This window comes from Micromonospora sp. NPDC023966 (genome assembly GCF_040639095.1).
Taxonomy (GTDB): Bacteria; Actinomycetota; Actinomycetes; order Mycobacteriales; family Micromonosporaceae; genus Micromonospora.
In genome coordinates, this window is record NZ_JBEZZJ010000020.1 from 1 (window position 1) to 12,438 (window position 12,438).

The 12,438-nt window shown below is 72.5% G+C and carries 15 protein-coding genes; 3 read left to right on the forward strand and 12 right to left on the reverse strand.

Going from position 1 to position 12,438, the window contains the following annotated elements; translation table 11 throughout:
• Positions 1–99: 99 nt before the first annotated feature.
• Complete coding sequence (locus AB0F68_RS23270; protein WP_357341649.1) at positions 100–564, reverse strand: MarR family winged helix-turn-helix transcriptional regulator; 465 nt, start codon at positions 562–564, stop codon at positions 100–102.
• 138 nt (positions 565–702) lie between these two features.
• Between AB0F68_RS23270 and AB0F68_RS23275 the strand changes: the two genes are divergently transcribed.
• The gene (locus AB0F68_RS23275) at positions 703–1,263 is read left to right on the forward strand and encodes an NAD(P)H-dependent oxidoreductase (protein WP_357341650.1); all 561 of its coding nucleotides are present in this window, start codon (positions 703–705) and stop codon (positions 1,261–1,263) included.
• A 70-nt stretch (positions 1,264–1,333) separates the two neighbouring features.
• Here the strand turns inward: AB0F68_RS23275 and AB0F68_RS23280 are convergent, their stop codons facing one another.
• A complete protein-coding gene (locus tag AB0F68_RS23280; RefSeq protein ID WP_357341651.1) occupies positions 1,334–2,086 on the reverse strand; it encodes a GAF and ANTAR domain-containing protein in 753 nt (250 codons plus the stop codon).
• Positions 2,087–2,347: 261 nt separating this feature from the next.
• Here AB0F68_RS23280 and AB0F68_RS23285 point away from each other — a divergent pair, with 261 nt between their 5' ends.
• On the forward strand, positions 2,348–2,710 hold the full coding sequence (locus AB0F68_RS23285; RefSeq protein WP_357341652.1) for an STAS domain-containing protein: 363 nt from the start codon (positions 2,348–2,350) through the stop codon (positions 2,708–2,710).
• 151 nt (positions 2,711–2,861) lie between these two features.
• Here AB0F68_RS23285 and AB0F68_RS23290 read toward each other — a convergent pair whose 3' ends face one another.
• From AB0F68_RS23290 to AB0F68_RS23330, 9 genes are read right to left on the reverse strand one after another with little or no spacing between them, the layout of a single operon-like run.
• Positions 2,862–4,106 (reverse strand): MalY/PatB family protein, encoded by a 1,245-nt coding sequence (locus tag AB0F68_RS23290; RefSeq protein ID WP_357341653.1) that lies wholly within the window; start codon positions 4,104–4,106, stop codon positions 2,862–2,864.
• A gap of 10 nt (positions 4,107–4,116) precedes the next feature.
• A complete protein-coding gene (locus tag AB0F68_RS23295; protein ID WP_357341654.1) occupies positions 4,117–5,367 on the reverse strand; it encodes an acyl-CoA dehydrogenase family protein in 1,251 nt (416 codons plus the stop codon).
• Positions 5,367–6,395 (reverse strand): phosphotransferase family protein, encoded by a 1,029-nt coding sequence (locus tag AB0F68_RS23300; RefSeq protein WP_357341655.1) that lies wholly within the window; start codon positions 6,393–6,395, stop codon positions 5,367–5,369. The genes AB0F68_RS23295 and AB0F68_RS23300 overlap by 1 nt, the downstream gene beginning before the upstream one ends.
• Positions 6,392–6,844, reverse strand: a complete 453-nt coding sequence (locus tag AB0F68_RS23305) for a MaoC family dehydratase (protein ID WP_357341656.1) — start codon at positions 6,842–6,844, stop codon at positions 6,392–6,394. The genes AB0F68_RS23300 and AB0F68_RS23305 overlap by 4 nt, the downstream gene beginning before the upstream one ends.
• 17 nt (positions 6,845–6,861) lie before the next feature.
• On the reverse strand, positions 6,862–7,617 hold the full coding sequence (gene fabG / locus AB0F68_RS23310) for a 3-oxoacyl-ACP reductase FabG (RefSeq protein ID WP_357341657.1): 756 nt from the start codon (positions 7,615–7,617) through the stop codon (positions 6,862–6,864).
• 6 nt (positions 7,618–7,623) lie between these two features.
• Complete coding sequence (locus AB0F68_RS23315; RefSeq protein ID WP_357341658.1) at positions 7,624–8,316, reverse strand: HAD family phosphatase; 693 nt, start codon at positions 8,314–8,316, stop codon at positions 7,624–7,626.
• Complete coding sequence (locus AB0F68_RS23320) at positions 8,313–9,296, reverse strand: NADPH:quinone oxidoreductase family protein (RefSeq protein WP_357341659.1); 984 nt, start codon at positions 9,294–9,296, stop codon at positions 8,313–8,315. Before AB0F68_RS23320 ends, AB0F68_RS23315 begins: the two co-directional genes overlap by 4 nt.
• Positions 9,293–10,075 carry an SDR family oxidoreductase gene (locus AB0F68_RS23325; RefSeq protein WP_357341660.1) on the reverse strand — a complete coding sequence of 261 codons (783 nt, stop codon included), beginning with the start codon at positions 10,073–10,075 and terminating at the stop codon, positions 9,293–9,295. Before AB0F68_RS23325 ends, AB0F68_RS23320 begins: the two co-directional genes overlap by 4 nt.
• Positions 10,075–10,839 carry an SDR family oxidoreductase gene (locus tag AB0F68_RS23330; protein ID WP_357341661.1) on the reverse strand — a complete coding sequence of 255 codons (765 nt, stop codon included), beginning with the start codon at positions 10,837–10,839 and terminating at the stop codon, positions 10,075–10,077. Before AB0F68_RS23330 ends, AB0F68_RS23325 begins: the two co-directional genes overlap by 1 nt.
• A gap of 142 nt (positions 10,840–10,981) precedes the next feature.
• On the opposite strand from AB0F68_RS23330, the gene AB0F68_RS23335 reads away from it, so the two are divergent.
• The gene (locus AB0F68_RS23335; protein ID WP_357341662.1) at positions 10,982–11,581 is read left to right on the forward strand and encodes a TetR family transcriptional regulator; all 600 of its coding nucleotides are present in this window, start codon (positions 10,982–10,984) and stop codon (positions 11,579–11,581) included.
• A 39-nt stretch (positions 11,582–11,620) separates the two neighbouring features.
• Here AB0F68_RS23335 and AB0F68_RS23340 read toward each other — a convergent pair whose 3' ends face one another.
• Entirely contained in the window at positions 11,621–12,436 is an 816-nt protein-coding gene (locus AB0F68_RS23340) for a hypothetical protein (protein ID WP_357341663.1), read from the reverse strand.
• Between the last annotated feature and the right edge of the window lie 2 nt (positions 12,437–12,438).

Genomic DNA, 12,438 nt, shown 5'->3' on the forward strand with positions numbered 1-12,438 from the left:
ACCCCCCGGATCATGCATACGACAGGGGCGGTAAGTCATACCGGGCCGGGCGACCGAGAGTCCCCGGCTGGGGACGATCAAAAAGGTAACGGGGGGGGGTCAGTCGGCCGTTCCGACGCGCTGGAACGCGCGGGCCAACTGGACGAGGTCGATGCCCTCGAAGTGGTCGAGGAACCGCCGCCGCACGCTGGCCAGATGACTCGGCCACGACTCCTCGAGCCGGGCGAGACCGGCGTCGGTGAGGACGGCGTTCCAGCCGCGCGCGTCCTCCGCGCACTTGGCCCGCTCGACCAGGCCCTGCGTCTCCAGCCGACCGATGGTGCGGGTCATCCCGCTCAGGGACAGCTGGCACGCCGCCGCGAGCTCGCTCATCCGCATCTGGCGGCCCGGCGCCTCGGAGAGGTGCATGAGCGCCGTGTACTCGGTGAGGGGCAGTTGGCGGTCGCCCACCATGTCGGCGTCGATGGTGCGGGGCAGGACGTGCATGATCCGGCCCAGGGAGCGGACCAGCGCTTCCTCCTCGGCGTTGAGGGGGCGCAGCGATTTCGGTGCGGCGGCGGACATGCCCCCATCTTACTTGCTTGACCGAGCAAACACAGGGCCGACGGTGATCGCCGCCACAGCGCGGCTAGTTGCTTGACGAAGCAACAAGTGGCTAGCGTGTGCTTGACCAGGCAAGGACTTTTGAAGGGCATCTACGACATGACCAGGATCGGAATCATCCTCGGCAGCACCCGCCCGGGTCGGAACGGCGAGTCGGTGGCCCGCTGGGTGTTCGACGTCGCCAAGCAGCGCAGCGACGCGCAGTTCGAGCTGATCGACCTGCTCGACTACCAGCTGCCGCACCTGGACGAGGCGTACCCGCCCGCGATGGGCCAGTACACCCAGCCGCACACGCTTCGCTGGGCCAACACCATCGCGTCGTTCGACGGGTTCGTGATGGTCACCCCGGAGTACAACCACTCCACCTCGGGCGCCCTGAAGAACGCCATCGACTTCCTCTACGCGGAGTGGAACAACAAGGCCGTCGGTTTCGTCAGCTACGGCTCCGCCGGCGGCACCCGGGCCGTGGAGCACCTGCGGCTCATCGCCGGCGAGCTGCAGATGGCCGACGTCCGGTCCCAGGTGGCGCTGTCGCTCTTCACCGATTTCGAGAACTTCAGCGTCTTCAAGCCCAGCCAGTTCCAGCAGGACGCCCTCAACGCCACCCTCGACCAGGTCGTGGCCTGGAGCACCGCGCTCGCCCCGCTGCGCAACAGCTGAACACCCTTCCGGCACCGACCGGAGACGGCCGCGGAACCCTCCGCGGCCGTCTCCGTATCCGGTGCGTCGCTCAGGACCCTTGGCGGGGCGCCACGAATCCGGGAGCCGGCTGCGGAAACTCGCCGGTGACCTGGGTGATGATCTCCACGGCTACGTCGCGCAGTTTGCGGTTACGGTTCTGCGACGCCTGCCGGAGCAGGGTGAAGGCCTGCGTGGCGGTACACCGCTGCTGGCCCATGATCACTCCGAGGGCCTGGTCGATGACGCTGCGGGACGCCATCGCGTCGGCGAGTTGCTGATGCAGGAGGGCCTGGTCGGCCTGGCGGAGGATGACGCCCAGCGCCGCCGACCCCTGGTCGGTGAAGGCCAGGGCCCGCCGGCGCGCCGGGTCGGTGAAGGCGCGCGGCTGGGTGGCGTAGAGGTTCAACGCGCCGACGGTCTCGCGGTCGACCGTCATCGGCAGCGACAGCGAGCTGACGATGCCGAGCCGGAGCGCGTGTTCCCGGTAGCGGCTCCAGCGTCCGTCCTCGCGCAGGTCGAACACCTCGACGACCTGCCCCTGGCGCAGGGCCTCGAGGCAGGGGCCCTCGTCGGCCCCGTACTGGATCTCGTCGCCCTGCGCGGCCAGGCCGCCGCTGCTGGCGACGGTGAAGGCTCCGCCGTCCCGGCGCACCGTCAGCCCGCACCCCACGGCGGGGGTGACCACCTCCACCGCGACCCGGACGATCTGATCCAGGAACAGGTCGACGTGGGGCGAATCGGCGAGCAGGGCCAAGAGTCGGCCGGAGGCCGAGGCCAGAGACGGGTCAGCAGCATCGGACACCACCGCTACCTCCTGAATTCCATGTGCCCGTTCGGTTGGACCGAAGGTGACGCCACTGCTCTGGCCTGCCCCTGAGGGAGCGGCGGCCAGTGCTTCCTTGCTGAGGAGCCCACGTTTCCCCGGTCGGCAGGGTGCGAATCGGGGTGGGACGGGGCTAGGGTCGAGGTGGGTTCGGACATGAGCCCAGGACCAGTGCCGGGCCGCCGACGGTGAGCCCGGCCATCAACCCGGTCCGGAGATCCTCACCTGGAGGAGCACCTCATGTCCGTCCATCACGCGCAACATCACGCGGCGTCGGCAGACACCCGCCCGTCGTCCCTGTCCCTGGCGCTCGCCCGGGAGGGCCCGGCGATAGTGGTGGAGGTCGGGGGCCCGCTCGACATGGCGACCGTCGACCCGCTGGTCGACCTCGTGGACCGGCTGGTGGCCGGCCGACCGCCCGCGGTGCTGGTGCTCGACCTGAGCGGGGTGACCTTCTTCTGCGCCGCCGGCGTCAACGCGCTGCTGACGGTCCGCCATCGGGTCGGCTCGGCCGGCTGCACCCTGGTGGTGCGCAGGCCCTCCCGGATCACCGTCGCGGTCCTCGACATCGTCGGCCTCAAGGACGAATTCACCACCGAGTGACCTGCCTTTCCCTCCACGTCTGTCGGCGGACGGCAGCGGTCACATCGGACTCCGGCCCGCCGGCATGTGCCGTGATACCCGGAGTGGATCAGCCCGAAACGGCGGAACGCCGGTGATCCGAGCCACCGGCAGCCTTCGGTGGGGCCGGGGCTCAGGCCGGCGGGCGGCGCGCGTCGACGGCCCGGCCCATCCGGGTGACGGCCTCGGTGAGGATCGCCGGTGAGGTGGCGAAGTTGAGGCGTACGAAGCCGGTCCCGCCGGTGCCGAAGACGTGCCCGGAGCTGAGGGCGACCCGCGCGTCGTCGAGGAACATCCTCGCGGGCCCGGCGAGGTCGCTGGCCACCCCGGGTTCGCCGGCCGGCTGGTCGGTGGCGACGCCCAGCCGGGTGCAGTCCAGCCAGGCGAGGTAGGTGCCCTCGGGGCGGTGGCAGGCGACGGCCGGGAGGTGCTTGGCCACCAGGGTCTCCAGCAGGGTGCGGTTGGCGTCGAGCCCGTCGAGGAGGAGGTCGAGCCACTGCCCGCCGGTGCGGAACGCGGCCGTGTGCGCGAGCACGCCCAGGTGGCTGGGGCCGTGGCCGACCTCTTCCGGCATGCGGCGCAGGTCGGCGGCGGCCCGCGGCCCGGCGACCGCGAGCGCCGCCTTGAGGCCGGCGAGGTTCCACGCCTTGGAGGCGGAGACGAGGGCGAACGCGTTCTCGGCGCCGGACACCGTGAGGTACGGGGTGAAGTGCGCCCCGGGAAGCACCAGCGGGGCGTGGATCTCGTCGGAGATCACCCGTACGCCGTGCCGGCCGGCCAGGTCGGCGACCGCCTCGAGCTCGTCCCGGCGGTGGACCACGCCGGTCGGGTTGTGCGGGTTGCACAGCAGGAACGCCGGCCGACGGCCGGCGGCCCGGGCCCGGCGGAACGCCTCGTCCAGAGCGGCGGGGTCCATCCGCAGGTCGGGCCCGAGCGGCGCCTCGATCACCTGCCGGCCGGCGTGGCTGACGAAGGCGTAGAAGGGCGGGTAGACGGGGGAGCAGACCACCACCGCGTCGCCGGGGTCGGTGACCAGCCGGAGCACCTCGACGATGCCCACCATCACGTCGGGAACGACCGTCGTGTGGTCGACGCGGAAGCCGTGCCAGCCCCAGCGCCCGGCGGCGAACTCGCCGAGCGCCTCGGCGTACGCCGTGCCGTGCGCGTACCCGGTGTCACCGAGGTCGATCGCGCGGCGCAGCGCGTCGGCCACCGGGGCCGCGAGGGGTACGTCCTGCTCGGCGACCCAGAGGGGCAGCACGTCGGGCGGATGCATGCGCCACTTCACGCTGCTGCGCTGCCGGAGCTCGGCCAGCGTGAGCACGGTGAGCGGATTCCGGGCCGGGGAGCCGTCGGCGGAGGGGGCGAGGCCTGCCATGCCCACCACCCTAGGCCGTCTGACGCCCGGTGCCGTTCCGCTGCCGCGCGGCAGCCTGGCGCCGCAACTCGTGACGGGCCAGGGCGTTGCGGTGCACCTCGTCGGGTCCGTCGGCGAACCGCAGGGTGCGGATGCCGGCGTAGGCCCTCGCCAGTGGGAAGTCCTGGGACAGCCCCGCCGCGCCGTGCACCTGGATGGCCTTGTCCAGGATCCACTGGACGGTCGCCGGGGTGGCGATCTTGATGGCCTGGATCTCGGTGTGCGCGCCCTTGTTGCCGACGGTGTCCATCAGCCAGGCCGTCTTGAGCACCAGCAGGCGCAACTGCTCGATGCGCACCCGCGACTCGGCGATCCACTCGCGGATCACGCCCTGCTCGGCCAGCGGCCGGCCGAACGCCACCCGCTGCTCGGCGCGGGCGCACATCAGCTCGACGGCCCGCTCGGCGAGGCCGATGGAGCGCATGCAGTGGTGGATGCGGCCCGGGCCCAGCCTGGCCTGCGCGATCGCGAACCCGTCGCCCTCGGCGCCGATCAGGTTCTCGACCGGCACGCGTACGTCGTGGAACGCCAGCTCGGCGTGCCCGCCGTGGTCGTGGTCGTCGTACCCCAGCACCTCCATGCCCCGGGTGATCTCCACGCCCGGGGTCGCCCGCGGGACCAGCACCATCGACTGCTGGCGGTGCCGCTCGGCGTTCGGATCGGTCTTGCCCATCACGACGAAGATTCGCGCGTTCGGGTTCATCGCGCCGGTGATCCACCATTTGCGACCGTTGATCACGTAGTGGTCGCCGTCCCGCTCGATCCGGGTGGCGATGTTCGTGGCGTCCGAGGAGGCCACGTCGGGCTCCGTCATGGCGAACGACGACCGGATCCGGGCGTCCAGCAGCGGCTCCAGCCACTGCTTCCGCTGCTGAGCGGTGCCGAACATGGCCAGCACCTCCATGTTGCCGGTGTCCGGAGCGGCGCAGTTCAGCACGGCGGGCGCCAGCTGGCTCCGTCCGGTGATCTCGGCGAGCGGGGCGTACTGGAGATTGGTCAGGCCGGCCCCGTGCTCACCGGGCAGGAAGAGGTTCCACAGCCCTCGCTTCCGCGCCGCGGTGCGCAGCTGCGCCAGCACCGGCACCGAGTCCCAGGCCCAGCGGTCGCCGAGCTGACCGAGCTGCTCGTGGAAGACCTGTTCGGCCGGGTGGATCTCGCGGTCCATGAAGTCCAGGAGGTTGTCGCGCAGCCCCTCGGTCCGCGGGTCCAGGGTGAAGTCCATCAGTGCTCCTTGAGATAGGTCAGGCCGGCGTCGAGGAGCAGCTCGGTGACCTCGCCGAGCCGCTCGAAGCCGGCGCCGACGGTCTGGCCACGCAGGTGCCGGAAGTGGATGCCCTCGAGGATCGCGGCCAGCTTGAAGGCCGCCAGGCCGAGATGGAAACCGAGTCGCGGGAGGTCCCGTCCGCTCGCGGCCGCGTACCGGTCGAGGATCTCGTCCTCGGTCAGGAAGCCGGGCGCGGACGACGCCTCGGCCACCGCGGCGCCGACGAGCCGGCCGAGCCGTTGGTAGAGCACCAGCAGCGCCAGGTCCGTGAGCGGGTCGCCGAGCGTGGCCATCTCCCAGTCGATGACCGCGGCGAGCCGGTCGCGGTCGTCGACGAGGACGTTGTCGAGGCGGTAGTCGCCGTGCACGATGCCCGGCGCCGAATCGGCCGGCACGCCGGACGCCAGGCGGGCGTACAGCTCGTCGGCGGCCGGCAGGTCCCGGCAGTACGACGCGTCGAGCTGCTTCTTCCACCGCCGCACCTGCCGGCCCAGGAAGCCCGCGGGCCGGCCGAAGTCGGCCAACCCCACGGCCGCCGGGTCGACCGCGTGCAGGGCGACCAGCGTGTCGACCAGCCGGGTCGAGATGACCCGGGTGCGTTCCGGGCCGAGCGGCTCCAGTTCGGCCGCCTGCCGGTAGGCCGTGCCGGTGACCCGCTCCATCACGTAGAACGGCGCACCCAGCACGTCGATGTCGGAACAGAGCGCGTAGGTCGCCGGCACCGGTACGTCGGTGGCGTGCAGCGCCGACATGACCCGGTACTCCCGGGCCATGTCGTGGGCGGTCGACAGCACGTGCCCCAGCGGCGGCCGCCGCACGATCCAGGTCGCCCGCCCGTCACCGACCTCGTAGGTGAGGTTGGACTTCCCGCCGGCGAGCAGCCGGGCGGTCGACAGGCCCGCGGCCCCGGGCACCGAGGCGGCGAACCAGTCGGCGAGCCGGGCCAGGTCGAGGCCGGGCGGGTCCTGCGGCGCCGGAGCGGTCACGGGACCAGGACGCTGACGGTCTCGACGACGCAGGCCGGCTTCCCGGCGCCCGCCAGCTCGACGGTCACCTTCGCGGTCGACTGGTAGCCACCGCCGCCGGGCACCAGCGACAGCAGCTCCACTCCGGCCCGTACCTCGGAGTCGACGGGGACCGGAGCGGGGAAGCGGAGCTTGTTGGCGCCGTAGTTCACGCCCATGCTCACTCCCTCGACCCGGTACACCTGCCAGACCAGCATCGGCACCAGCGAGAGCGTCAGGTAGCCGTGGGCGATGGTGCCGCCGAACGGGCTGCGGGCCGCCCGCACCGGGTCCACGTGGATCCACTGGTGGTCACCGGTCGCCTCGGCGAAGGCGTCGATCTGCTGCTGCGTGATCCGGTGCCAGCCGGAGTACCCGAGGTGGGTGCCGACCGCCTGCCTCAGCTCCTCGATGCCCTGGAAGACCTTCATCGTCCCTGCCTCTCCACTCAGGCCTTCGGCCCACCGGCGACGTACAGCACCTGGCCCGACACGAAGCCGGCACCCTCGCTGACGAAGAAGGACACCGCGTGCGCGATGTCCTCCGGCGTGCCGGTGCGGGCGACCGGGATCTGTGCCGCGGCGGCCTGCTTGAACTCCTCGAACGGCACGCCGAGCCGGGCCGCGGTGGCCGCGGTCATCTCGGTCTCGATGAAGCCCGGGGCGATCGCGTTCGCCGTGACCCCGAACTTGCCGAGTTCCAGGGCGAGGGTCTTGGTGAAGCCCTGCAGTCCCGCCTTCGCGGCCGCGTAGTTGGCCTGGCCGCGGTTGCCCAGGGCGGAGGTGCTGGACAGGTTGACGATCCGGCCCCAACCGGCCTTGGTCATGTAGCCCTGTACGGCCCGGGTCATCAGGAACGAGCCCCGCAGGTGCACGCCCATGACCGCGTCCCAGTCGTCGGCGGTCATCTTGAACAGCAGGTTGTCCCGGGTGATGCCGGCGTTGTTGACCAGGACCGTGGGCTCGGCCAGCTCCCCGGTTATCCGGTCCACGGCCGCCCGTACCGCCTGCTCGTCGGCGACGTCGGCGCCGACTGCCAGGGCCCGGCCGCCGGCGGCCTCGATCTCGTCGACGACCGGCCGGCCCGCCGCCTCGTCCAGGTCGACGACGGCGACGGCGAAGCCGTCGCGGGCCAGTCGCCTCGCGACGCCTGCCCCGATGCCACGGGCCGCTCCGGTGACGACGGCGGTGCGGGTGATGGTCATGTGCGGTCAACTCCTCGGTGGGTGGGGATGTGGCAGGTCGGCACCGGGGTGCGGCGCCGGCGGCAGGGCGGGGATCACCTCGGCGAGCGCGGCCCGGGTGCTGTCGGCGTCGGTGTGCCAGACCGCCCGCATGCCGACCGCGCGGGCGCCGAGCACGTGCGGCTCGGCGTCGTCGACGAACAGCACCCGGTCGGCCGGCAGGCCGAGGCGGTCCAGGGTGAGGGTGTAGATCGCGGCGAGCGGCTTGCGCAGGCCGACCTCGGCGGAGATGACGACCGGGTCGAAGAGCCCGTCGATCAGCTCCCGGGGGTAGGTGTTGCCCCAGCTGTTGGAGAGCAGCCCGACGCGGACGCCGAGGTCGCGCAGCTGCCGCGCGAGGGCGAACATCGCCGGGTCGGGGCGGACCCCGGCGAACAGCCGGCCCAGCACCCCGACCGGGTCGACGGGACGTCCGTCGAGCGTGGTGAGCTCGGCGGCGAGCAGGGCGTCGAACTCCTCGACGCTGAGCGCCCCGGTCTCCAGCCGGTGGATGGGCGTGCCGTCCGGGGCGTCGCGGGACAGCCAGGCCTTGAGTGTGCGCGAGAACGACCCCGGCTCGATGCCGTCGCCGCGCAGCCACGCCGCGATGGACGCCCGCACCGGCCCGGTGAGCACACCGCCGTAGTCGAAGACCACCGCCTCCACCTGGTTGCCGCTCACGGGACGTACACCACCCGGCCGACGGTGGAGCCGTCGGCGAGCCGCTGCACCCCGGCGGCCACCTCGTCGAGTGGGAGGCGCTCGCTGACCAGGGGACGTACGGCGCCCTGGGCGGCCAGCGCCGTGAGGGCGCGATGGCACTCGGCGACGGCGGCCGGGTCGTGGCGGTGGTAGAGGCCCCAGTGCAGGCCGACGATCGAGTAGTTCTTGACCAGGGCGTGGTTGAGCGCGGCGGACTGGATCCGGCCACCGGCGAAGCCGACCACCAGGATCCGGCCCTCGAAGGCGACGCACTTGGTCGACCGCTGGTAGGTCTCCCCGCCGACCGGGTCGTAGACGACGTCGGCGCCCCGGCCACCGGTCTCGGCCCGAACCACCTCGACGAAGTCCTCGTCGCGCCGGTCGACGACCACGTCGGCGCCCAGTGCGCGGGCCACCGCCGCCTTCTCCGGACCACCCACCACGCCGATCACCCGGGCGCCGGCCGCCTTGCCGAGCTGGACGGCCGCGCTGCCGACGCCGCCCGCCGCCGCGTGCACCAGCAGTGTCTCGCCGGCGCGCAGCCCGGCCCGCCGGTGCAGGCCGAACCAGCCGGTCTGGTAGCCGATGTAGAGGGCGGCCGCCTCGGCGTCGTCGAGCGCCGCCGGCGCCGGGAAGGTGGTCGCGGCGTCCAGCAGGGCGTACTCGCCGAACCCGCCGTACGGCAGCGTGGCGCCACCGAGCACCCGGTCGCCGAGGGCGAATCCGTCCACACCCGCGCCGAGCCCGACGACCTCGCCGCACAGCTCGACCCCCGGGGTGAACGGCAGCTCGGGCCTGACCTGGTACTCGCCGCGGCACATGAGGACGTCGGGGAAGTTGGCCGGACAGGCCAGCACCTTCACCACGAGCTGCCCGGGGCCCGGCTCCGGGTCGGTCACCTCGACGAGCCGCAACACGTCGAGGGGCTCGCCGAGCGCCGCCACCCGCCATGCCTTCATCGGAGCGCCCCCTGGTCCTCGAGCTGTCGCTGGAGCGTGTTCATGCCCGTCAGCCAGCGGTCGGTGTCGGCGGCGCGGTGCCGGTAGTAGTCGGCCACCCGGGGATGCGGCAGGACCAGGAACCGGTCGTCGTGCAGGGCCTGCCACGTCGCCTCGGCCACGTCCTCCGGGGTGAGGGCCCCGTCGCGGCTGATCAGTTCCCGCAGCGGCCCGGCGTGCTCCAGCATCCGGGTTTGCACGCCCTGCGGGCAGATGGCCTGCACCACGATCCCGCGATGCCGGTAGGTGGCCGAGAGCCACTCCGCGAACGCGACGCAGCCGTGCTTGCTGACCGCGTACACCGGGTTTCCGAGCGTCGTGAGCAGCCCGGCCGCGGAGGCGGTCACCACGAAACGGCCGGCGCCGCGCTCGACCCACGCGGGCATCAGCAGTCGCGCGGCCCGCACGTGCGCCATGACGTTCACCTCGTGGCTGGCGGCCCACTCCGCCTCGCCGGCGTCCAGCCCGCGCCCGCGGTCGATGCCGGCGTTGCCGAACCAGATGTCGACGTCGCCCAGGTGGCCCCGGGCCGTCTCGACCAGCGCGGTGACGCCCTGCTCGGTGGCGGCGTCGCCGGGAGCGGCGTGGCCGCCGATCTCCTCGGCCACCCGGCGGGCCGCGTCGGCGTCGAGGTCGTTGACCACCACCCGCGCTCCCTCGGCGGCGAGTCGGGCGGCCAGCGCCCGGCCGATGCCGTGCCCGGCGCCGGTGACGACGACGCCCCGATCCCGTACCGGCATCAGACACCTCCGGTCAGGGTGAGACCGCCGTCGACGACGAGCAGTTGACCGGTGATCCAGGCGGCGTCCGCGGAGAGCAGGAACGCGACGACGCTCCCGACGTCCGTGGGGACGCCGAGCCGCTTGAGCGGGTACGCGGCCGCGACCTGCTCCTCGCGGCCCTCGTAGAGCGCGGTGGCGAACTTCGTCTTCACCACGGCCGGGGCCACGGCGTTCACCCGGACGTCCGGGCCCAGCTCGACGGCGAGTTGCTGGGTGAGGTGGGTCAGCATCGCCTTGCTGGCGCCGTAGAAGCCGATGCCCGACGCCGGCCGGACGCCGGCCACCGAGGAGACGTTGACGACGGCGCCGCCGTGCTCGGCCATCCAGCCCCGGTGGACCTGCTGGACCCACGACAGGGCGGCGAGGCAGTTCACCTCGAAGACCTTGCGGGCCGCGCCGAGGTCCAGATCGACCAACGGCCCGTACGCCGGGTTGATGCCGGTGTTGTTGACCAGGAAGTCCGCGCTGCCGAAGGTGTCGACCGCCCGGCTCACCACCTCGGCCTGGTGGTCGGGATCGTCGGCGTGGCCGGCGACACCGACCGCGTGCGCGGCGCCGAGCCGGGCGACCGCCTGGTCCAGCGCCTCCGGCCGGCGTGCCGTGATCACCACCCTGGCGCCGTCGGCGACCAGCCGTTCGGCGATGGCCAGGCCGATGCCGCGGCTGGCACCGGTGACGATCGCCGTACGGCCGGCGAATCTGGTCGACGCAGCCTCCGACACGGCCACCCCCTCCGCAGTTACTAAGCGCTTGCTTAGGATGTGTCTGAGGGAGTGTGCGACAGCCCGGTGGACGTCGTCAACAGGTTCGCCCGGTTGGCTGTGGTATCAATGCCGGCCGAGGCTCAGGAGGGAAGGTGGACGCGTGGTGACCGACAGCGCCGAGCAGTCCCGCGCCGACGCGACCCGCGCCCGGCTGCTCGACGCGGCCGTCACCGCGTTCGCCGAGCGGGGCTTTCACGGCACGACGACCCGCGACATCGCGGCCGCGGCCGGGCTGAGCCCCGCCGCGCTCTACGTGCATCACAAGTCCAAGGAGGAACTGCTCTACCTGATCTCGCGGTCCGGGCACGAGCACGTGCTGCGGCTGGTGCGGGAGGCCGCGGCGTCCTCCGCCGACCCGGCCACGGCGCTGCGGCGGGTGGTCCACGACTTCGTCGTGACCCACGCCCGCGACCACACCACCACCCGGGTGGTGAACTACGAGCTGGCGGCGCTCAGCCCCGTGCACCTGGCCGAGATCCGCGAGATCCGCCACCACATCGAGCAGGCGATCCGGCAGCTCGTGGAGGCGGGTGTCACCGCCGGGGTCTTCGAGACCCCGGATCCACGGATGGCGGCCGCCGCCCTGCTCTCCCTCGGCGTCGACGTGGGCCGATGGTATCGGGACGGCGGCGACCTGGTCCCCGAGTACATCGCCGCCCGGTACGCCGAGATGGCGCTGCGGATCGTCGGCGCCCGTTGAGCGACACGTCGACGCGGTCAGGACCAGCCGGGTGGCAGGTCACCACACGCAGGATCGGGGCATGAACGCCCAGGCGATGCCGGCGGCGAAGCGGTTCCCGCGCCACTTCGCCATGATCCACTGACGATCCTTGGTGACGTACCGGATGTCGATCTGCGCGCCGGCGGGGGCGGTGCCGAGCGGGTGGACGGCGACGGCGGGTCCTGACCCGTACGCCGCGGCGGCGCTGATGTTGCCGTACGCGCCGCAGGTCGTGCGGGCGGTGGTGGCCTTGAGCCCGCCGCCCTTGTTCTCGCTCCACACCCCGTAGGGGCTGCACAGCGGGTCGACGCCGTTGGCGGTGCAGAAGACCTGCTCGGAGTGCCACCAGCGCAGCTGGTCCGGGGAGCCGTCGGCGTTGCTGGAGCCGACCACGTTGGGGCCGCCGGCGCAGCTCGAGGACATGAACCCGGTGCGCTCGATCGCGAACTTGCGCGTGCCGTAGGCGTAGGCGCACCCGTCGAAGCTGCCGCCGGCGTAGCCCCAGGGCCAGCGCGTGATGCCCTCGGTGTTGCCGGCGCTGGCGTCGCCGGTGTCGCGGATGTCCATGTGGTCGAAGCTGGACTTGACGGCGCCGTCGGCGAAGACGAAGTCGCGGGCGAAGAGGTAGCCGACCATCGGCCCGTTGGCCTTGTAGCTCAGCAGCACCCAGCCCGGTCCCATGCCGGTCTGCGCCCATGAGTCCTCGGCCGCCGTCTGCACCCGGTTGACCCCGTATCCCCACGCGGCGGCGGGGGAGGGGGCGATCAGTGCGGTCACCGCCAGAACGGCGGCCAGCACCATCGCGAACCGGGTCACGTCACGCCATCGAGACATCC

Coding starts and splice junctions, on each gene's coding strand:
- AB0F68_RS23270 (WP_357341649.1), bottom strand. CDS start 564: ATGTCCGCCGCCGCACCGAAATCGCTGCGCCCCCTCAACGCCGAGGAG.
- AB0F68_RS23275 (WP_357341650.1), top strand. CDS start 703: ATGACCAGGATCGGAATCATCCTCGGCAGCACCCGCCCGGGTCGGAAC.
- AB0F68_RS23285 (WP_357341652.1), top strand. CDS start 2,348: ATGTCCGTCCATCACGCGCAACATCACGCGGCGTCGGCAGACACCCGC.
- AB0F68_RS23290 (WP_357341653.1), bottom strand. CDS start 4,106: ATGGCAGGCCTCGCCCCCTCCGCCGACGGCTCCCCGGCCCGGAATCCG.
- AB0F68_RS23295 (WP_357341654.1), bottom strand. CDS start 5,367: ATGGACTTCACCCTGGACCCGCGGACCGAGGGGCTGCGCGACAACCTC.
- AB0F68_RS23305 (WP_357341656.1), bottom strand. CDS start 6,844: ATGAAGGTCTTCCAGGGCATCGAGGAGCTGAGGCAGGCGGTCGGCACC.
- fabG (WP_357341657.1), bottom strand. CDS start 7,617: ATGACCATCACCCGCACCGCCGTCGTCACCGGAGCGGCCCGTGGCATC.
- AB0F68_RS23320 (WP_357341659.1), bottom strand. CDS start 9,296: ATGAAGGCATGGCGGGTGGCGGCGCTCGGCGAGCCCCTCGACGTGTTG.
- AB0F68_RS23325 (WP_357341660.1), bottom strand. CDS start 10,075: ATGCCGGTACGGGATCGGGGCGTCGTCGTCACCGGCGCCGGGCACGGC.
- AB0F68_RS23340 (WP_357341663.1), bottom strand. CDS start 12,436: ATGTCTCGATGGCGTGACGTGACCCGGTTCGCGATGGTGCTGGCCGCC.